Genomic DNA, 18,662 nt, shown 5'->3' with positions numbered 1-18,662 from the left:
CGTGACAGCTCCTACGAAAGGAAAAGCCCGATGAGTCAGGGACTGATCGACAACAGCGGCGCACCCGTGACGGTCAGGCTGGACCTCACCGGCCCGACGCATTCCTACACCGTGCATCTCAGCGAAGGATCACCCGTCGGCAGAGCCCAGTTCGTCGATTCCCCCGACGTAGGCGAGGAGCGGATATTCTTCCACACCGAGGTGGACGAGGAATTCGGTGGACGTGGTCTCGCCGGGCTCCTGGTGCGTGAGGCGCTCAAGGACAGCGCGGCGAGAAACCTCACCGTCGTGCCCGTCTGCCCGCTGTTCGCCCGCCATCTGAAGAGGCATGGCGACGATTTCGTCGCGAACGGCGGCGTGTTCCGCCGGGCGACCCCGTCCGACATCGCCCTGGTCAAGCGCGCCACCCAGGGCTGAGACCCGGTCTCCCGCGCGTCGCGTGATGGTTCGCCACGGCTCCGGCAGGCGTCGGAAAGCACGCTCCGCCAAGGAGCACAACCGGTAACAGGAGAAACGCATGCGGTCGGTCATTCCCGACTATCTGGCCGAGGCGCTCGGAGACGTGGCGTCGGATACGTCCGGCGAGCGGGCCGGGTATATCCCGGAGCTCGCGGCGGCTGATCCCGAGCGCCTCGGCGCGGTCTTCGCCACGGTGCAGGGCGAGGTCTACGGCGCTGGTGACATCGACACCGAGTTCACCATCCAATCGATCTCCAAACCGTTCGCCTATGCCCTGGCGCTGTCCGATCGTGGATTCGCCCCCGTACTCGCCAAAGTCGGCGTCGAGCCCTCGGGAGAGGCGTTCAACCAGATCTCCCTCGAAAGCGATACCGGGCGCCCGCTCAATCCGATGATCAACGCCGGCGCGATCACGACCCACTCCCTGGCCGGCTCGGCGGACCTCAACCCGGCGGAGCGCGTGGAGCGCGTGGTCCACGGCCTCTCGGCGTTCGCCGGTCGTCAGCTGAGGACGGACGAGGCGGTGTGCGCCTCGGAGCTGGAGCACGCGCACCGCAACCTCGCCATCGCCCACATGCTCCGCGGCCACGACATCCTCACCGAGGACCCGAGGAGCGTCGTCGACGGCTACACCCGCCAGTGTTCCGTGCTGGTCACCGCGCGGGATCTGGCCATGATGGCCGCGACGCTGGCCAACCGCGGGGTGAACCCCCTAACGGGGGAGCGGGTGATCCCCGAGCCGGTGGTACGTCAGGTGCTGAGCGTCATGTTCACCTGCGGAATGTACGACGCGGCCGGTGACTGGGCGACCCAGGTCGGCATTCCCGCGAAGAGCGGCGTGGCCGGCGGGCTGATCGGCGCGCTACCCGGCCAGATCGGCATCGCCACGTTCTCGCCCCGTCTGGACCCCCACGGGAACAGCGTTCGCGGGGTCTCCCTGTTCGAACGGTTCTCCTCCGACATGGGTCTGCATGTGATGGGGGTGCCGGCCGCCGCGCGTGCGGTGGTGCGCTCCAACCACGTCGTCGGCGGCGGCCCGAACGCGCTGCGGGTCCTCCAACTCCAGGGCGGGATCGGCTTCGCCGGAGCCGAGCGCGTTGTGCGGGAGGCCGTGAACTCCGCGCCCCCCGAAGTCGGCGTGGCGCTGGACGTCACGATGGTCCACTCGATCGACGACGTGGCACGGCGCATGCTCCTGGAGGTCGCGCGCCGGCTCACGCTGGACGGCCACGAGGTCTACCTCGTCGACCCGGAGTCGATCCTGCCCGATCCCGACCCCGGCGACGGAGGCCGAGTCACCGTCGTGGACACCGTGGAACAAGCGGTGCGCTCCCCGCGTGGCACCGGCCCGGAACCAGCCCCGAACGAACGGGGCCTGACGCGCTGAACAGCGCGTCGCCCACACGCGTCGGCGCCGTCGGCGCCGACACATCCGCAGAGAGGGAAGGGATCATGGGTTACGTCACGGTCGGCACGGAGAACGGCACGCCGGTCGAGTTGTACTACGAGGACCAGGGTTCGGGCCGGCCGGTCGTCCTGATCCACGGCTATCCGCTGAACGGCCGGAGTTGGGAACGTCAGACGAGCGAGCTGTTGGCCCAGGGCTTCCGGGTCATCACCTACGACCGTCGCGGGTTCGGCCAGTCGTCGAAGGTGGGCACCGGATACGACTACGACACCTTCGCCGCTGACCTGAACACGCTCCTGGAGACCCTCGACCTGAGGGACGTCGCGCTGGTCGGCTTCTCGATGGGCACCGGGGAACTCGCCCGCTACGTGCGTCGTCACGGCCACGAACGCGTCGCGAAGCTCGCCTTCCTCGCCTCACTCGAACCGTTCCTCGTCGCCCGCGACGACAACCAGGACGGAGTGCCACAGGCCGTCTTCGACGGCATCGCCGCAGCCGCGAAGAGGGACCGCTACGCCTGGTTCACGCAGTTCTTCAAGGACTTCTACAACCTCGACGAGAACCTCGGCACACGGATCAGCGCGGAGGCCGTGGCCGGCAGTTGGAACGTGGCGATCGGCAGCGCCCCGGTGGCCGCGCACGCCGTGGTCCCGGCCTGGATCGAGGACTTCCGCGATGATGTCGAAGCGGTCCGCGCCAGCGCCAAGCCGGCACTGATCCTGCACGGAACGAAGGACAACATCCTTCCGATCGACGCCACCGCGCGCCGCTTCCACCGGGCCCTCCCCGAGGCCGACTACGTCGAGATCGAGGGAGCGCCGCACGGCCTGCTCTGGACCCACGCGGACGAGGTGAACGCGGCGCTGCGCGACTTCCTCACGAAGTGAGGGCCCGCCGTCCCTGGCGAACCAGGTACACCTGAGAGCGGAAGACAGAACAGGCACCGCCGCAGCGGAAGAGGAAAAACGATGCGTCCGTTTTTGGACAAGGTCATGCCCGAGGCGTGGCAGGCCGCGGGAGCGTTCTCGTCGGCGATCCGCGAGGCGGCGCTGGGGCGCGGACTCTCCTCGCAGGAGGTCGAGTTCATCAAGCTGCGCGCGTCGCAGCTCAACGCGTGCGCCTTCTGCATGGATCTGCACGCGCGCGAGGCGAGGAAGGCCGGGATAGCGCAGCAGAAGCTGGACCTGCTGCCGGCCTGGCGGGAGAGCCCGCTGTTCGACGATCGGCAGCGGGCGGTGCTCGCGGTGGCCGAAGCCGCCACGTCGCTCCCCACCACCGAGGAGTCGGACGCCGATCTCTTCGGCGCGCGCTCGGTTCTCGGCGAGGAGGCGTTCGTCGCGGCCGAGTGGGTGGCGGTCACCATCAACGCCTTCAACCGCATCTCGATACTCAGCGGACATCCGGTGCGTCCCCGCGACGCGGAAGGGAAGATCGTTCGATGACCAACCTGGAGACGCGCCCTCATCCGGAGGTCCTGGAGCAGGGGCAGCCGTGCACGGCGGTGGAGGTCCTCACGCCGCGCCTGGTGCCGCTCGGCGGCGTGCGGGCGATGACGGTGCGGCGGACCCTCCCGCAGCGGCGGAGATCGCTGGTGGGCTCGTGGTGCTTCCTGGACCACTTCGGCCCGGACGACGTCGCGGAGAGCGACGGGATGGAGGTGCCGCGCCATCCGCACACCGGTCTCGCGACGGTGTCCTGGCTGTTCGCCGGGCACGTCGAGCACCTCGACTCCGGCGGCAACGCGGCCTCGGTGGTGCCCGGCGAGCTCAACCTGATGATCGCGGGCCGTGGCATCACCCACCAGGAGATCAGCGCCCCCGGGTCGAGCGCCCCGCACGGCGTGCAGCTCTGGTACGCGCTGCCGGACGAGACACGTTTCAGCGAGAACGCGTTCACGCACTACGTCCCGGAGCCGGTGACGCTTCCCGGCGTCACGGCGCGCGTGTTCATCGGCGAGCTCCTCGGCTCGGTCTCCCCGGTCGACACGCGGACACCTGACCTGCTCGGCGCCGAACTCGTACTGCGCCCCGGCTCGTCGGCTCGGCTGACCACGCGCACCGACTTCGAGCACGCCGTGCTCGCCGAACGAGGCGAGGTGACGGTGAACTCGGCCGTCGTCGACCATCGGTCCCTCGCCTACGTCCCGCCCGGTTCCGAGACGCTGGTCATCACCGCGGGCGACGCGGAGGCCCGCGTCATCCTGCTGGGCGGCGTCCCGCTGGGGGAACAGATCGTGATGTGGTGGAACTTCGTCGGACGCGGTCACGACGAGATCGTCGAGTACCGGCGCCGCTACCAGGCCGAGCTCGGCTTCGAACCCGCCGATCCGATCGACGCCGACAAACCCGCCCTGTTCGGCGAGTTCCCACCCGGTCAACTACCGCCCCTGCCGGCCCCGCCGTTGCCGCACTCCAGGATGCGCCCGCGCGCGTAGGCGCATCGACCTCGCACCACGGGTGACCACCGCCTCGCCGCCTCCCCAGGAACGGCTCGGTGGCCGAGGTCGCCCCGTGCCCTGTGGCGGTCACGCTTCTCGATCAGGTCGACGAGCCCGAGGGCGTAGTCCCCGGCGGAGATCGCGCCGCCGTCCTCGGGCTGAACCGCGACATCGCCACCGAGCCGGTACCGGCCGAGCCGAGGAGACGGCGCCTGCCGGCCCCCTGGCTTGGCCGGCCGGAACGATCGCGGCCCTTGGATCACGGCTTGGTGTTGCCGAACGTGACGACGTCGGCGCCGGGGACGGGCCTCTGCTTGTCGGCCAGGGCAGGAGCGGCGACGGCGCCCACGAGGCCGAGGGCGAGGCAGAGCGCCGCGATGAACTTCTTCGTGCGTGTCATGGAGTACTCCCGAGAAGCCGTAGGAACATCCACCGAGCCCCCCGCTCGCTGGATGGTGTGTTCGTCTCAGCAGTAAGACACCGCGGCACCCCGACATGTGACAGGACAGGAGCGCGGCACACGGGCAGACACCACCATGGGGCGCGCGGGAGGCGTCAACCCCGCCCCGTCGCCGCCGGGCGGAGGCCGGGCTGGCGCCACGCGTCGCCAGGACGCGGAAGCGACCGAGGCCCACACTCGACGACGATCGGACCGCCCCGGACCGACGGACCAGGGAAAATGCGGACCTGCCAACCACACCCACGACGAGTTTCGGCTTCTCGAACCTCGCGCCACCCCAACAGCGGGGCCAGAAAGCGCTGGTCAGCCAGCCCATCCGGAATTCGCTGGCATATTCGGAGACGATAGCGACAGGTCGGATCGCGCGTGACGGCGATCGCGACCGGCGACTACGTTGCCGATGAGTGGCCGGCAGTCGCAACCCCCCGTCGCAACGAAGCGATCCCAGGAGCCGCCGATGTCCGAGAACTCGAGCAAGACGCAACCGCCGATCGTCGACCGCGCGGCCTTCGAGCAGCGGTTGGAGGGACTGCGGGCGAGGGAGAAGGCCCACACCCACGAAGGCGACGCGATCGCCGCGGCGCGCCGCAGGCTCCCGATGGTCGAGGTGGCCGCGGACAGCCCGTTGCTGGGGCCGGACGGCCCCGTGACGCTCCTGGACGCGTTCGAGGGGCGACGTCAGATGATCGCCTACTACTTCATGTGGTGGCCAGGCCGGCCAGCCGCCGAGCAGTGCGAGGGCTGCACCTGGGTGATGAGCCACGTGGGCGAGCTGGCCTATCTACACTCCCGCGACATCACCTTCGCCGTGTTCTGTCAGGGGCGGAACACGGCCTACGGCTTCGGGGACGCGCAGACGTCGTACGAGGAGAGCCTGCGCTACCGCGCCTTCATGGGCTGGGCGATGCCGTGGTACTCCGCCCAGCCCTCACTCCCGTCGCTTCTCGTCGGCCGGGAGCTCGGTCTGTTCCACCTGGTGTGCTACCTGCGCGACGGGGACCGTGTCTTCGAGACGTACTGGACCAAGCGTCGCGGGGCCGAGGCGGTGGACTACAGCTACGCGCTCATGGATCTCACGGTGTTCGGGCGTCAGGAGGACTGGGAGGACTCACCGGCAGGCTGGCCACGCCTCGGGCAGGCCACGCGGACCCTGGGCGGGGCTCCCGACTGGCCGCCACTGCGGGAGTGGCCGGGCGGCCGTCCCACCGCACAGTGGCCGCGCGTCGACGCCGACCACTCCGATGACCTGGGCACCAGCGACACCGGCCCGTCGACCGAGCCCGGTCACTGCCACTGCCACTGATCACGTGACGCGCGATCAGACGGCGACGACCTCCCCCGTCCGACCAGAACCCCCGGCTCCCACGGGGGCGAGCACCAGTACCGCGGCGGCGCGGGAACCGGCTCCCCGGTGCACGCGATGTCGCCGAACGACACCGAGCCCCGGACCGGGCCGAACGTAGCAAGACCAAACCATCCAGCCACCTGAATAACCTCCACCAGCTTGGGTCTGGGGCACGTCGTTTGGATCTTCGCGGGCGGGGCGCCGCACCGGTTCCCTTGGGGCGGCATCACGTGGGTGCCGAGGCGGGCGGGCTCAGCTCTCATCGAAGGTGCTGGCCAGCGCCTCGTCGATGTCGCGGAACGCGATCAGCACCTCATCGAGGCATGTGGCCGCCGCGTCGGAGAACTCGGCCAACTTTCCGATGCCGTACTCCCATTCGTCGCCGAAATCATCCATCCGCTGCTCCAGCCGATCCACGCCCATGTCAGAACCGTTGACGTCAGCCATCGCCCGGCAGGGCTGTTCCAACAGCTGAGCGATACTGCGGATGTTGTCGCGGTTGGTGCTCAACATCTCGTAGTCCAGATATAGATCGCTGCCGCTCATGGGTACTGCCTCTCGGGATTCGGTAGGTGGTCCAGTGCCCGGGTGGGGAGGGACCGAGTCAGCCGAAGGCTGTCAACGATGCCTGGGCTGCCGCGGAGTTCTCCGTCTCGGAGAAAGTGAGGCTGCGCAACAGCTGTACCAGCAATGGCATATACCGTTCCCAGTGCTTGGCCACGGGCGTGCTGAAGGTGACTGTGAGCATCCGCCGCTCGGCGCTCGTGCCCTCCGGAACCGGGACGTGCGCCTGAAGTTCCGCAAAGGGCACATCGGACGGCTCCATGTCGCGCAGCCGGAACACCCGGGGCCCGGTCACCACGGCGGCTGGCCGATCGCAGGGCAGCGGGTACACATTGCCGGACCACAGCGGGCCACGCGACGCCACCAGAGACTGCAAGGTGCCCTCAGCCGCGACCCGGGCATCAGGACCGTAGTCAAACTCCTGAACGGCAACGGTGAGTACCGCCAGCGACAGCTCATCCTCCAGATACCCCATCACCGCCCCCGCGTAGACAACCCCAGCCCGCTCCAACGCCAGCGAACAGCCCCGCACTTCGGTGAGAAACGCCCGCTCGCGCTCGACGTCGCCGCCGGCGAAGGCCCGCACCCGCTCGGCGGCGAAGGCGTAAGTCTCCTCCGGGCTCATTCCGACGGGCAGTTGGACGAACCACTCGGGCGTATCGAAAGTCGCGAACATCAGCTGCCCTCCCCTCTCTCCTCGTAGCTCCAGAACACACGCTGTGCCTCGAACCGTTCCATCTCGGTCCGGTGCCGCACCTCGGCCGCACCGCGCCGCCGCTGGGTCAGGGGCGTCGCAACCAGCAACGCGACGCCGAAGCCACCGGTCAGCAGGGCCAACGGCCAGGCGGCGACGAGGAAGTACCCGGTGACCGCCATCACCAGCACCTCGGCGATCGCCAGCCGCAACCGGGTGGCGCGAAGCGAACGGCGCGTGAGCAGGAAGAGCTTCAGCCTGGCCTTGCCCGCCTCCTGTGGCGAGAGTGCCCCGGGATGCGCGTTCGGCGGCAGCGCCGCCGCCCACCAGGCACCGTTCACGCCATAGTGGTACCGCGCTGAGGCCGCGCGCCGCCGGGCAACCTCACTGTCGTCTCTGGTGAACGTCAGCTCGGTGGGCCCTCGGCCCCAACTCGACCCGTAACCAGTGAGGTTGTAGCCCATCTCGTGGGCGATCGCGATTGCCAGATGAGCGTGCGAGTAAAGCGCTACTTCGACACGCTCCGCCCCGTCGAAGCACGGAACATAGTCCTTATCGGCCACCGACCCATTCTCCATTCCCTTTGCGGTCATCGCTGACGCACGGACCGAACCGTCCACGCATCGGCCACCTCAGTTGCCTTCACAGCCTCGAATCGGCAACGCACTCTCCACCTGGCCAACTCACCCTGCCAGCGGTCCCCAGCGCCACCAGACGCCCCCATTCCCCCAGGCCGTCCACCACATGGAGCAAGCCCAACCCGAGATAGGGTTCGGCCCACCCCCCACCGTCGGTGGACAACCCGCCTCGAATGTGAGCAGCGGCATCGTCAACAACGCCCGCGCCGGTTCGGGGAACCTCACCGCTTCCTGGCCCACCGTGCGACTGCTACGTACCCCCCGCGCTGTTTCAGGCATCGGCAACCACACCTTCACCTCCATGTCCCAGGCGCCGCCGAACCAGGGCCGGGGGCGTCGACAGGCATGAATCGGACCCAGTCAACGCACGGCTGCTTCTTCCGGGATCCGACGACGCCAGGCGGTATCGAAGCCACCGAGCAGCGCTCCACCACGGAAATGTTCTCCCCATTCGATGGGTTGGGGCGGCACGAAATTCTCGACGACCGAGGGGTCCTCGATCAGCCCGAGCGTGCTGTCCAGGGTGCCGAGATGGCCCAGCAGTTTCGCGGTAGGGGTCCTGGCCAGGGCATAGGCAGTGCGTCCGAAGGCGCCGATCACCGGAATCGAGCCCAGGATGTCCTGCCCGAACGACCGCAGCGGGACATCCGCCCCGCCCAGTGCGGCTACCCCGTGGAAGGTCAGCGCCCCTACCGCCAATCCCGTGGCAACGGCGGACAGTCCGGCGGCACCCAGCCAGCCGATCGGCCCGGTGAAGGTCAGCACCAGCGCACCCCAGGCGGCCACAGTGCTGAGGAATGACAGCACATCGCCGATGGTGGCAATCATCTCCGCGTGCTCGATGATCCACTCTCCGACGGCGCTGGCAATCTCGCCGACCGCCTCAATTATCTCAGTGGCCGCATCGATCAGGGCGCTGCCCAGCCGGGAGAAGAAGCCCGGCTCGTTCGGGGCCATCGCCATGGCCCGGGCGATGCGATCGGCGATATCGTCCCCATGCTCGATGAAACCCTCGCGCAACCGCTCTGCCTGCTCGCGTACCTCGGCCAGTTGGTCCTGCAACTGTTGACGCTCCTGGAGCAGTTGCATCCGCTCCTGCGCGGCCCGTTCGGCCTCTTCCTCGTCCGCTTCGTCATCCTCGCGGCCGAGAAGCTCGTTCCAACTTGGCGCGGGCGGCAGCGCGTCCAGGGAGGTCTGGATGCGCTGGGCCTGCCCCTCCAGGGAGCGAGCCACCCGCTGCTGCCCCGGAACGAACTCAGCCCACTCCTCCAACGCCTGGGCAGCCGTCAGGAACGACTCATGGACCTGCTCGACCTTGGGCTTGAAATCGTCATCGAACCGCTCCCGGAACGCCTCAGCCGACCGGCCACGCCACTGCCCCTGCCCGGTCCCACGCAGCAACGCGACGATATCGCCCAGCGCGGTGGTAGTACCTCTAACCTGCTCGGCCACATGGTCAATGGCCCCCTGTCGCCCCGGACAGGGCACGAAGCCCAACGCCGGGTACTGGCCAGCCTGCTCGGCATCTGGTTCCACCGGCACCGACGGGAAAAGGTTCATCCGATACCCCCCTGCCCGCAGCACTCGAACAACACGACACCCACCACTTGGCCCCCCTCGTGACTCGTCGATGACAGTCAGTAGCCCAACTCCCGCACCCCAACCGTGTGTGCGGGCACCCCAAAGAGGCCACCACACAAAGTGACGTGCATGCACCGGAGAGGTATCACCCAGTATTACCAGCGAGTCGATCAACTGTGCCACTGGGTATCCACCCCATAACACTCCGCTGGTCAACGCTGGTCTGCCGCAACGAAAGAACGACACGGAACGACTGCTCGCAGACGCTGCTGAGCCGTGGGCGGCCTTGCACCCCTCACTCAAGGTGCCCAGCGGAAGTTGTGCGACAGGCGTTGGGCAGGAGCGGTTGCAACCGCTCCCAGGGATGATGCGGTCAATACGGCGCTGCGCAAGGCCACCCTGACGGCGTTCCCCCGCGACGCGGACCTCGATCCGGGCACGGTGACGCTGCGGATCCGCAAGCTGGAACAGGACCTGGACGACCAACTCCTGGTCCGCGGCGCAGTCAAACACGCGATGCAGCTCACCTGCCTGGACAAGAAGGCCGTGGCTGCCACGCAGCTGTACGCCGACCAGTTGGGAGACCTTCACGGTCCCCCGCCTAACCACAGGACCGATTAGTGACCGACCTCGCGTGCCTCCCCATCACTCCGCTTTGATCAAGGCAGGGTTCCTCTTGCCCCGCTCTGTCCCGAGCACTGCTCGGTCAAAGGTCGCGTTCCAGCACCGGGCGTGGGCGACGGCCTGGTGGGGGTGGCCGGTAGCAGGTGGCGAGGCGAGGTGTTCGCAGACGCCGCCGTGCTCGGGGAACGCGACGTTCAGCTCCTCCTTCAGCGCGGGGAAGAACTTCTTGGCCTCCGGAGAAAATCACCCGCTCCCTCGGCGGCACCCCCGCCCCCCGCTACATCCAACAGAAGCAACGCGTCCAGTACGTCTGTGCCCGAGACCCCGGCTGCGTCGGCACCGCCCAACAACAGACCGCCCGAGCGCAAGACGCCCGCATCACCCAGCAAAAGGCGGAGAAACGCGCCCAGGCCACCGCCCAGCGAGCCCAACAGGAAAAGCGCGCCGATTTCATGACCAGCCTGCTGGCTGGCAACTGGCACGGCGTCGCCGACGCCACCGTGGGACGCGGCATGGACTGGCTCAACGAGAGCGTGAAGGAGCCGGTCGCGGGGTGGCTTGGGCGCAACGAGGGACTTCTGCGTACAGTTGGGCACCAGGCTCTTGGGGTCGGCGTCTCTTTTGTTGCCGCTAGCGCAGCCGTGGCGGCATGTGGAGCATCAGCTGGACTCGGTTGCGTGGTCATGGCAGGAATTGCCGCTGGGGCAGTTGTCGGCGCTGGAGCGCACTCGAGCATGGCCCTGGCAACCAATGAACAGGTGACCCCGCTCAAGACTCTGGAGTGGGCACTGACTTCGATACCGGGTGCTGGCTTCCAGTCATGGTTTGTGCACAAGTTCGGTGAGCGGCCCGCGAAGTACGTATGGAATTGGCTTCAGGCCAGGAGGCATCAAGAATGAGTCTGCGGACACGGACTGCCCTACGTTCAGGAGGCGGGTGGGCTGCGTTCTTCTACGCGTTCGTGCTCGCCTACGGCATCTACGCGGACGACGTTCTGGCCGTATATGCGTGGGGTGCGTTGATCTGCATCGTTCTGGGGCTGTGGATCGGAGCGATCGGCTTCTGGCGCGCCAGTCAGGCACTACGGGCGCGGGCCACCGCTACCGGCATGGCAGATGTCCGCATCGCCCGGACACGGGGCAGCGGGACTGAGAACGATCACCGGCGACTCCAGTTGGGCGACCGTCAGTACGAGTTGGAGATCGCGAGCCGAGTAGAGAGCCTTCGCGGCACGCTGCGCGACACGGAAGGGAGGGAGGTGGTGATTGTCCCCCAGCTTCCGAGGGCCCCCGGACCCATGGGACACCGACTAAGGAAAGAGCCCCTCGCGGGCGTGTGGATTCCGCCCGGCGGAGTGAGTCGGGACCTCAGGATTCTCCGCAAAGGGGAGAAGGTGGAGGTCCAAGTACACGACGCCTCCGGCCTGACCGTATACCACGTTGGGCGCCACTCCCTGAGGATCGGCTCAGAAAAGATTCTGGTGCGCGACATGATCGGCTGGCGTGTCAGTGAGGACACCCTCGACGAGCACGGGCCCATGTGCGCCCTTGTCCTTCTGACCCTGTTGTTCCGACTGGCGAAATGACTGACAAGTCGCCTCAGGACGTGGGCCGAAGGAAAAACCCGCCCGCGCATCACGTCCCCCAGGCCGGTTAACCCCTCATAAGGACGATGAGGACGCCACCAACTCATGGGGGCCCAGGTACCGGGTCACCCGTTGCGACCCCTCGTAGGGGCGATGAGGACCGCAGATCTCGGAGAGGCGAGGAACCGGAGCTTTGCAGCGTTCCGTGGGTTGTGTCGCCGAGCCCGGAGTGTTGCTGAAATCCGCGAGCAACCGTCCCAAGAGGGCGCTCCTGGCAGCGTTGTCGTACCAGCGGAAAATCCACGGAAACCCCTGACCGGATATGAACCGGCGCATGCACAGGCAGACCCCTAAACCCACTCCACCACGCTCTCAACCTCCGGCTGCCGCCGGGGCGACGGCAACGGCCGGGAAGGGGACGAGGAAGGTGCCGGCCGACGCTCAGCACGACGGCCGGCACCGAGCCAAGCGAGCAGCCCCGTTCGGCCTCAGGCAGCCCCGCCAGAAGCCGGAGGATCCTCGTCAGGGTTCCCGCAGGTCAGAGACTCACAGCACCTGAAGTGGCAGCAGCTTCTTCCCAGTTGGGCCGATTTGGATGGATGTGTCCATTTGCGGGCAGACGCCGCAGTCGAAGCAGGGGGTCCAGCGGCAGTCCTCGACCTCGGTTTCGTCGAGGGCGTCCTGCCAGTCCTCCCAGAGCCAGTCCTTGTCGAGGCCCGAGTCGAGGTGGTCCCAGGGGAGGACCTCCTCGTAGGTGCGCTCCCTGGTGGTGTACCAGTCGACGTCGACGCCGAAGGTGGCGAGGGCGGGGACGGCGGCGGTCATCCACTGGTCGTAGGAGAAGAACTCGCGCCAGCCGTCGAAGCGGCCACCGGCCTCCCAGACGGCGCGGATGACGGAGCCGACGCGGCGGTCGCCTCGGGAGAGGAGACCTTCGACGACGCCTGGCTTGCCGTCGTGGTAGCGGAAGCCGATGGAGCGGCCGTAGCGCTTGTCCTCGCGGATGGCGTCGCGCAGCTTGCCGAGGCGGGCGTCCGTCTCCTCCGCGGAGAGCTGGGGCGCCCACTGGAACGGGGTGTGCGGTTTGGGTACGAAGCCGCCGATGGAGACGGTGCAGCGGATGTCGTTGGAGCCGGACACCTCGCGGCCCTTGGCGATCACCCGGGTCGCCATGCTGGCGATCTCCAGCACGTCCTCGTCGGTCTCGGTCGGCAGCCCGCACATGAAGTAGAGCTTCACCTGGCGCCAGCCGTTGCCGTAGGCGGTGGCGACGGTGCGGATCAGGTCGTCCTCGGAGACCATCTTGTTGATGACCTTGCGGATGCGCTCGCTGCCGCCCTCGGGCGCGAAGGTCAGCCCGGAACGGCGACCGTTGCGGGTCAGCTCGTTGGCCAGATCGATGTTGAACGCGTCCACCCGGGTCGAGGGCAGGGAGAGACCGATCTTGTCCTTCTCGTATCGGTCGGCGAGCCCGCCCGCCACATCGGCGATCTCGCTGTGGTCGGCCGAGGAGAGCGACAGCAGCCCGACTTCTTCGAAACCAGTCGCCTTGAGCCCCTTGTCGACCATTTCGCCGATGCCGGTGATCGAACGTTCCCGCACCGGCCGCGTGATCATGCCCGCCTGGCAGAAGCGGCAGCCCCGGGTGCAGCCCCGGAAGATCTCCACGGACATCCGCTCGTGCACCGTCTCGGCCAGCGGCACCAGCGGCTGCTTCGGGTAGGGCCACTCGTCGAGGTCCATCACGGTGTGCTTGGACACCCGCCACGGCACGCCCGAACGGTTGGGCACCACGCGGGAGATGCGGCCGTCCGGGAGGTACTCCACGTCGTAGAAGGCCGGAACGTAGACGCCGCCGGTGCGGGCGAGCCGCATCAGCAGCTCCTCCCGGCCGCCGGGGCGGCCCTCCCGCTTCCAGTCGCGGACGATATCGCTCATCGTCAGCACGGCCTGCTCGCCGTCGCCGATCACCGCGCAGTCGATGAACTCGGCGATCGGCTCCGGGTTGAACGCCGCGTGCCCGCCCGCGACCACCACCGGGTGGTCCTCGGTGCGGTCCGCGGCGGACAGCGGGATGCCCGCCAGATCCAGCGCGGTCAGCAGGTTGGTGTACCCCAACTCCGTGGAGAAGGAGACGCCCAGCAGGTCGAACGCCCCCACCGGCCGGTGCGCGTCCACGGTGAACTGCGGGACGTCGTGCTCCCGCATCAGCTTCTCCAGGTCGGGCCAGACGCTGTAGGTGCGCTCGGCCAGCACCTCGGGGCGCTCGTTGAGCACCTCGTAGAGGATCATCACGCCCTGGTTGGGCAGCCCGACCTCGTAGGCGTCCGGGTACATCAACGCCCAGCGGACATCACACGCGTCCCAGTCCTTGACGGTGGAGTTCAGCTCACCGCCGACGTACTGGATCGGCTTCTGGACGTGCGGGAGGAGGGCCTCCAGGCGAGGGAAGACCGACTCGATGGGCATGGCTGACGTCTTTCGCGACGATGACGGATGACCGATGACGAAGGCTGGACCCCTCAGCGTACCGGCCGCCGGAGCACAGCCCCGCCGCCGCCGGCCCCAGCGCACCGCGAACGCGCGCTCAGGCGGACAGCGGACGCTTCATCCGCACCGACTGCAACAGCCCTATGGCGATCCACACCGCGAACATGGCGGTGCCGCCATAGGAGAGGAACGGCAACGGCACCCCGGCGACCGGCATGATGCCCAGCGCCATCCCGATGTTCTCGAAGCACTGGAACGCGAACCACGCGACGATGCCGGCCGCGATGATCGTGCCATAGAGCTCCGTGCTGCCCCTGGCGATGCGCAGCGCCCGCCAGAGCACGACGCCGATCAGGACGATGATCCCGCCGGCGCCGATGAAGCCCAGCTCCTCGCCGGCCACGGTGAAGATGAAGTCCGTGTGCTGCTCGGGGACGAACTGCCCGGTGGTCTGGGTGCCCTGGAAGAGGCCCTTGCCCTCCAGGCCGCCCGAACCGATCGTGATCCTGGCCTGGTTGGTGTTGTAGCCGACGCCCGACGGATCCCTGGACGGGTCGGCGAACGCGGCGAACCGGTCGATCTGGTAGTCGTCCAGCACCCCGAGCGTCCAGATCGTCAGCGCCGCGGCGACCCCGGCGAGGATCAGCCCGATCGACCACTTCAGGGAGGCCCCCGAGGCCAGCAGTATCCCGAGCACGATCACGCTGATCACCATGGCCATGCCCATGTCGTCGATCACGACGACACAGAGCGGGGCCGCGGCCAGGGCCAGCGCCTGGAGCACCGCCCGGCGGCTGGGGAACTCGCGGTCCCCGGCGTCGACCTGGTCGGCCAGTATCACCGCCATCCCGAGGATGATCGCGACCTTGGCGAACTCGCCGGGTTGCAGGGTGTAGCCGGCGATGGAGAGCCAGGCCCGCTGCCCGTTGATCTCCGTGCCCAGCGGCGTGAACACCAGCAGCATGAAGCCCATGGACAGCGCGAAGAACAGCGGGACGGCCGACCTGAGTCGGTGATGGCCCAGCCACATCACGCCGGCGGCCAGCGTCAGCCCGAGCGCCAGGTTGATGCCCTGCCTGACCAGGAAGAAGTGCGGATCGCCCCCGTTGATCTCGGTGCGGTTCCTGGTCGCCGACCAGATCAACAGGATGCCGAGCACGGACAGCGCGAGCGCCGCCAGCAGCAGGACCCAGTCCACGCGGCGCAGGACGGAGTCCCGCGCGGTCAGCCGTCGCCAGGTGCCGCGATCCGGGGCCAGCCGGTCGACGGTGAGACGGTGGATGCTCAACGGCTGGACCTCACTCGCCTTCTCGCCACGGCTGGTTCTCCCGGCCCGGCGGTTCGCCGGGCGGCTGGGCCGGCTCGGGGAACGGTGGACGGTGGAGCACCTGGGAGCCGTCCGGCAGCGCGGCGGCGGCGTTGGGCACGAACTGCTCGGCGCCGTCCGGCTGCTCCTGCCCGGTGCCAGGATCGAGTTCGAGGCCGTCACCGACGTCGCCCTCGGAGCCCTCGGAGCCGTCAGAACCGTCGGAGCCGTCGGAGCCGTCCTCGGCGCCGTCCGCGCCGTCTTCGGCTTCGTCGTCCAGCGGGGCGGGCACGATGGCGCCGGTCTCGTCGATCTCCGGCAGTTCGGCGATCGGCTCGGGCAGCAGCGCCGCGTCCTCGTTGACGCCGCCGCCCTGGACGCCGTAGATCGACTCCCAGATGCTCCGCACGGCGTCACCCGAGGCGCCGGAACCCGTGCCGGCCTGGGAGATGGTCATCACGACGGTGAAGTCGTCGGTGTAGGTGGCCAGCCAGGAGGAGGTCTGCTGGTCGCCCGCGCCCTCGGCGGTGCCGGTCTTGGCGCGCAGGGTGATCTCGTTCTGCGGCCAGCCGCCGAACTTCCACGCCGCGCTGCCGCTCGTGATCACGCGCTCGGTGGCGTCCCGCAGATCGCCGATGGTCTCGTCGTCCACCGGGAGTTCGCCGGTCACCTGCGGCTCGAACTCCTCGATCACCTGCCCGTCGGGGGCGACCACCGCCCGGCCCACGGACGGCTGGTAGAGGGTGCCGCCGTTGCCGAGCGCCGCGTAGACGGTGGCCAACTGGAGCGGGGTGACCAGCACATCGCCCTGGCCGATGGAGAAGTTGAGCATGTCACCGGCGCGCATCTTCATGCCCTCGGTGCAGTTCTCGCGGGCGATCCTGGCCGGGTAGTCGTCGCGGTCGGACTCGGCGATCTCGCACCAGTTCTCCTGGTTGGCCTCCCAGTAGTCGTACTTCCACTGCCGGTCGGGGATGCGCCCGGGGACCTCGTTGGGCAGGTCGATGCCGGTCTGGGTGCCGAGGCCGAAGCCGTGCGCGGCCTCGAAGAGGTGGTCGCTCGGGTCGTCCACCGGGTTGTTGCCGCCCTCCCGCTGCCACTCGCGGTGGGCGATCCCGTAGAAGACGGTGTTGCAGGAGACCTCGATGGCCTGACCGAGGTTGATCATGCCGTAGGAGGTGGTCTCGAAGTTCCGGAACGTCTGCCCGCCGATGTCGTAGGACGAGGAGCAGTTGTACTGGTCGTGGAAGTCGTAGCCCGCGTTGACGGCGCCGGCCGAGGTGACGACCTTGAACGTGGACCCGGGCGGGCCCTGGCCCTGGATGGCGCGGTTGATCAGCGGGTCGTTGGCGTCCTCGCCGGTCAGCCGGGCGTACTCGTCGCTGGAGATGCCGCCGACCCACACGTTGGGGTCGTAGTCGGGCGCCGAGGCCATCGCGACGACGCGCCCCGTGGCGTTCTCCAGGACGACGGCCGCGCCCGAGTCCGCCTCGTAGTCGCGGCCGGTGATGTCGTCGTGGGTGTTCTGCGCGCGCTCCATTGCGCCCAGCAACTCCCGCTCGACCACGGCCTGTAGCCGGGTGTCCAGGCTGGTGACCACGTTGGCCCCCGCCAGCGCGGGATCGTTCTCCGCCTCGCCCAACACACGACCGAACTTGTCCACCTCGTAGCGGGTGACGCCCGATTCGCCGCGCAGATAGCTGTCGTAGGTGCGCTCAAGACCTGACCGGCCGATCTGGTCGGATCGCAGCAGCGGCGAGTCGGTGTCCTCGGAGTCGGCGACCTCCTCGTCGGTGACCGGCGAGAGATAGCCGAGGACCTGCGCGCTCCTGGAGTCGGCCGGCGCCGGGTAGCGGCGCACGGCCGTCGGCTCGGCGCTGATCCCGGGGAACTCCTCGGAGCGCTCCCGGATCTGGAGCGTCTGCTCCGTGGTGGCCTCGTCGGTGATGGGGATCGGCTGATAGGGAGAACCGTTCCAGCAGGGCTGCGGGGTCTCCGCGTCGCAGAGCCGGACCCGGTTGGCGACCTCCTCCTCGCTCAGCTCCAACAGCTCCGCGAGATGCCCGAGCACATCCGCCCCGTCGTCGGGCAGCTTGGACAGCTCGGTGCGGTCGACGGAGACCACCAGACGGGTCTCGTTGTCGGCGATCGGCACGCCGCGCGCGTCCACGATGGAGCCGCGCACCGCCGGCTGCACCACCTGCTGGACGTGGTTCCCCGCCGCCTCGGCCGCGAACTCGTCACCCTGTCGGATCTGTAGATACCACAGCCGCCCGCCGAGGGTGAGCAGCAGCGAGAAGACCAGTATCTGGATGACGACAAGCCGGATGGTGATCCGCGAGGTCCGGCCGGTCTCGGGAATGTTGGTCACAGCCGCTTGACTCCCTTGATGCGGCCCGCGCGGTTGCGGGCGGAACGGCTGAGCAGGGGGGAACGCTGGCCGACGCCGGCCGCCTTGCCGTAGCGGCTGCGTCTCGGCGCCCTGGGCCGCAGCCCCGTGCCGGCGCCGCCCAGCCAGCTGATCGGGTTGTCCGAGCCACCACCCGAGCCGTCCCCGGAGAGTGGATCGCCCTCGGTCCGCCGCGCCGCGGCCATGATCAGCGGCACGACGAACGGGGCCAGCAGCAGGTCGTAGAGGGTCGCGGTGAGCAGCAGGCTGGAGAGGCCCACATCGCGCGCGGCCGTGTCGCCGACCAGGGCGCCGACCCCGGCGTAGAGCAGCGTGGAGGTGAGCGCGCCGCCGGCGACCACCAGCATCGGCACGGTGGCCGACCGGTGTTGGCCGTTCTCCGGCTTGGTCAGCCCGGCCGCGTAGCCGATGACGCACAGCACCAGGGCGTAACGGCCGACCGCGTGGTCGGCCGGCGGCGCCAGATCGGCGAGCAGGCCGGCGGCGAAGCCGACCAGCGCGCCGCCGGTGTGGCCGTAGACGAGGGCCAGGCCCAGCACGGTCAGCAGCAGCAGATCGGGCACGGCGCCCGGCAGCCCGAGCCGCGCCAGCATGGTCACCTGCGTCATCAGGGCGACGAAGACCAGCACCACGGACAGCAGCGTGCGGTAGAGGCGCATGG

Annotated in this window: 18 protein-coding genes; 9 read left to right on the top strand and 9 right to left on the bottom strand. The window is 68.6% G+C overall.

What is annotated here, in order from left to right; translation table 11 throughout:
* Positions 1 to 30: 30 nt before the first annotated feature.
* From K4G22_RS21495 to K4G22_RS21475, 5 genes are all read left to right on the top strand, one after another.
* Positions 31 to 417, top strand: a complete 387-nt coding sequence (locus K4G22_RS21495; protein ID WP_228081959.1) for a GNAT family N-acetyltransferase — start codon at positions 31 to 33, stop codon at positions 415 to 417.
* 100 nt (positions 418 to 517) lie between these two features.
* Positions 518 to 1,846, top strand: coding sequence for a glutaminase (locus K4G22_RS21490; protein ID WP_228081958.1), 1,329 nt, complete (start codon positions 518 to 520; stop codon positions 1,844 to 1,846).
* A gap of 65 nt (positions 1,847 to 1,911) precedes the next feature.
* Entirely contained in the window at positions 1,912 to 2,754 is an 843-nt protein-coding gene (locus K4G22_RS21485) for an alpha/beta fold hydrolase (RefSeq protein ID WP_228081957.1), read from the top strand.
* A gap of 81 nt (positions 2,755 to 2,835) precedes the next feature.
* On the top strand, positions 2,836 to 3,309 hold the full coding sequence (locus tag K4G22_RS21480; RefSeq protein ID WP_228081956.1) for a carboxymuconolactone decarboxylase family protein: 474 nt from the start codon (positions 2,836 to 2,838) through the stop codon (positions 3,307 to 3,309).
* A complete protein-coding gene (locus K4G22_RS21475) occupies positions 3,306 to 4,301 on the top strand; it encodes a pirin family protein (RefSeq protein WP_228081955.1) in 996 nt (331 codons plus the stop codon). Before K4G22_RS21480 ends, K4G22_RS21475 begins: the two co-directional genes overlap by 4 nt.
* A 262-nt stretch (positions 4,302 to 4,563) precedes the next feature.
* Here K4G22_RS21475 and K4G22_RS21470 read toward each other — a convergent pair whose 3' ends face one another.
* On the bottom strand, positions 4,564 to 4,704 hold the full coding sequence (locus K4G22_RS21470) for a hypothetical protein (protein WP_228081954.1): 141 nt from the start codon (positions 4,702 to 4,704) through the stop codon (positions 4,564 to 4,566).
* 517 nt (positions 4,705 to 5,221) lie between these two features.
* On the opposite strand from K4G22_RS21470, the gene K4G22_RS21465 reads away from it, so the two are divergent.
* Complete coding sequence (locus tag K4G22_RS21465) at positions 5,222 to 6,067, top strand: DUF899 family protein (protein WP_228081953.1); 846 nt, start codon at positions 5,222 to 5,224, stop codon at positions 6,065 to 6,067.
* A 294-nt stretch (positions 6,068 to 6,361) separates the two neighbouring features.
* Here K4G22_RS21465 and K4G22_RS21460 read toward each other — a convergent pair whose 3' ends face one another.
* The 4 genes from K4G22_RS21460 to K4G22_RS21445 form a co-directional block, all read right to left on the bottom strand.
* Complete coding sequence (locus K4G22_RS21460) at positions 6,362 to 6,655, bottom strand: hypothetical protein (protein WP_228081952.1); 294 nt, start codon at positions 6,653 to 6,655, stop codon at positions 6,362 to 6,364.
* A gap of 58 nt (positions 6,656 to 6,713) precedes the next feature.
* Positions 6,714 to 7,349 carry a hypothetical protein gene (locus K4G22_RS21455; protein ID WP_228081951.1) on the bottom strand — a complete coding sequence of 212 codons (636 nt, stop codon included), beginning with the start codon at positions 7,347 to 7,349 and terminating at the stop codon, positions 6,714 to 6,716.
* Entirely contained in the window at positions 7,349 to 7,930 is a 582-nt protein-coding gene (locus K4G22_RS21450; protein WP_228081950.1) for a hypothetical protein, read from the bottom strand. Before K4G22_RS21450 ends, K4G22_RS21455 begins: the two co-directional genes overlap by 1 nt.
* A 435-nt stretch (positions 7,931 to 8,365) precedes the next feature.
* On the bottom strand, positions 8,366 to 9,565 hold the full coding sequence (locus K4G22_RS21445; RefSeq protein ID WP_228081949.1) for a putative T7SS-secreted protein: 1,200 nt from the start codon (positions 9,563 to 9,565) through the stop codon (positions 8,366 to 8,368).
* A 339-nt stretch (positions 9,566 to 9,904) separates the two neighbouring features.
* On the opposite strand from K4G22_RS21445, the gene K4G22_RS21440 reads away from it, so the two are divergent.
* The 3 genes from K4G22_RS21440 to K4G22_RS21430 all read left to right on the top strand — a co-directional run bounded on the left by K4G22_RS21440 (position 9,905) and on the right by K4G22_RS21430 (position 11,795).
* Positions 9,905 to 10,207, top strand: coding sequence for a helix-turn-helix domain-containing protein (locus tag K4G22_RS21440; RefSeq protein WP_228081948.1), 303 nt, complete (start codon positions 9,905 to 9,907; stop codon positions 10,205 to 10,207).
* Positions 10,208 to 10,662: 455 nt separating this feature from the next.
* A complete protein-coding gene (locus K4G22_RS21435; protein WP_228081947.1) occupies positions 10,663 to 11,109 on the top strand; it encodes a hypothetical protein in 447 nt (148 codons plus the stop codon).
* The gene (locus K4G22_RS21430; protein ID WP_228081946.1) at positions 11,106 to 11,795 is read left to right on the top strand and encodes a hypothetical protein; all 690 of its coding nucleotides are present in this window, start codon (positions 11,106 to 11,108) and stop codon (positions 11,793 to 11,795) included. The genes K4G22_RS21435 and K4G22_RS21430 overlap by 4 nt, the downstream gene beginning before the upstream one ends.
* A gap of 546 nt (positions 11,796 to 12,341) precedes the next feature.
* On the opposite strand, the gene K4G22_RS21425 is transcribed toward K4G22_RS21430, so the two are convergent.
* From K4G22_RS21425 to mreD, 4 genes are all read right to left on the bottom strand, one after another.
* A complete protein-coding gene (locus K4G22_RS21425) occupies positions 12,342 to 14,264 on the bottom strand; it encodes a TIGR03960 family B12-binding radical SAM protein (protein WP_228081945.1) in 1,923 nt (640 codons plus the stop codon).
* A 118-nt stretch (positions 14,265 to 14,382) separates the two neighbouring features.
* Complete coding sequence (locus K4G22_RS21420; RefSeq protein WP_425336805.1) at positions 14,383 to 15,567, bottom strand: FtsW/RodA/SpoVE family cell cycle protein; 1,185 nt, start codon at positions 15,565 to 15,567, stop codon at positions 14,383 to 14,385.
* A 16-nt stretch (positions 15,568 to 15,583) separates the two neighbouring features.
* On the bottom strand, positions 15,584 to 17,962 hold the full coding sequence (mrdA, locus tag K4G22_RS21415; protein WP_228081943.1) for a penicillin-binding protein 2: 2,379 nt from the start codon (positions 17,960 to 17,962) through the stop codon (positions 15,584 to 15,586).
* On the bottom strand, positions 17,959 to 18,660 hold the full coding sequence (gene mreD, locus K4G22_RS21410; RefSeq protein ID WP_228081942.1) for a rod shape-determining protein MreD: 702 nt from the start codon (positions 18,658 to 18,660) through the stop codon (positions 17,959 to 17,961). The genes mrdA and mreD overlap by 4 nt, the downstream gene beginning before the upstream one ends.
* Positions 18,661 to 18,662 lie beyond the last annotated feature (2 nt).

The sequence above is a fragment of the Streptomyces profundus genome (assembly GCF_020740535.1).
In the GTDB taxonomy this organism is placed as follows: Bacteria; Actinomycetota; Actinomycetes; order Streptomycetales; family Streptomycetaceae; genus Streptomyces; species Streptomyces profundus.
Note: the sequence above shows the minus strand (reverse complement) of the source record. Positions and strands in the feature narration are given on the sequence as shown.

What these genes read in the sequence shown, in the direction of transcription:
- K4G22_RS21495 (WP_228081959.1), top strand. Translation starts at nt 31, where the DNA reads ATGAGTCAGGGACTGATCGACAACAGCGGCGCACCCGTGACGGTCAGG.
- K4G22_RS21490 (WP_228081958.1), top strand. Translation starts at nt 518, where the DNA reads ATGCGGTCGGTCATTCCCGACTATCTGGCCGAGGCGCTCGGAGACGTG.
- K4G22_RS21485 (WP_228081957.1), top strand. Translation starts at nt 1,912, where the DNA reads ATGGGTTACGTCACGGTCGGCACGGAGAACGGCACGCCGGTCGAGTTG.
- K4G22_RS21480 (WP_228081956.1), top strand. Translation starts at nt 2,836, where the DNA reads ATGCGTCCGTTTTTGGACAAGGTCATGCCCGAGGCGTGGCAGGCCGCG.
- K4G22_RS21475 (WP_228081955.1), top strand. Translation starts at nt 3,306, where the DNA reads ATGACCAACCTGGAGACGCGCCCTCATCCGGAGGTCCTGGAGCAGGGG.
- K4G22_RS21470 (WP_228081954.1), bottom strand. Translation starts at nt 4,704, where the DNA reads ATGACACGCACGAAGAAGTTCATCGCGGCGCTCTGCCTCGCCCTCGGC.
- K4G22_RS21465 (WP_228081953.1), top strand. Translation starts at nt 5,222, where the DNA reads ATGTCCGAGAACTCGAGCAAGACGCAACCGCCGATCGTCGACCGCGCG.
- K4G22_RS21460 (WP_228081952.1), bottom strand. Translation starts at nt 6,655, where the DNA reads ATGAGCGGCAGCGATCTATATCTGGACTACGAGATGTTGAGCACCAAC.
- K4G22_RS21455 (WP_228081951.1), bottom strand. Translation starts at nt 7,349, where the DNA reads ATGTTCGCGACTTTCGATACGCCCGAGTGGTTCGTCCAACTGCCCGTC.
- K4G22_RS21445 (WP_228081949.1), bottom strand. Translation starts at nt 9,565, where the DNA reads ATGAACCTTTTCCCGTCGGTGCCGGTGGAACCAGATGCCGAGCAGGCT.
- K4G22_RS21435 (WP_228081947.1), top strand. Translation starts at nt 10,663, where the DNA reads ATGACCAGCCTGCTGGCTGGCAACTGGCACGGCGTCGCCGACGCCACC.
- K4G22_RS21430 (WP_228081946.1), top strand. Translation starts at nt 11,106, where the DNA reads ATGAGTCTGCGGACACGGACTGCCCTACGTTCAGGAGGCGGGTGGGCT.
- K4G22_RS21425 (WP_228081945.1), bottom strand. Translation starts at nt 14,264, where the DNA reads ATGCCCATCGAGTCGGTCTTCCCTCGCCTGGAGGCCCTCCTCCCGCAC.
- mreD (WP_228081942.1), bottom strand. Translation starts at nt 18,660, where the DNA reads ATGCGCCTCTACCGCACGCTGCTGTCCGTGGTGCTGGTCTTCGTCGCC.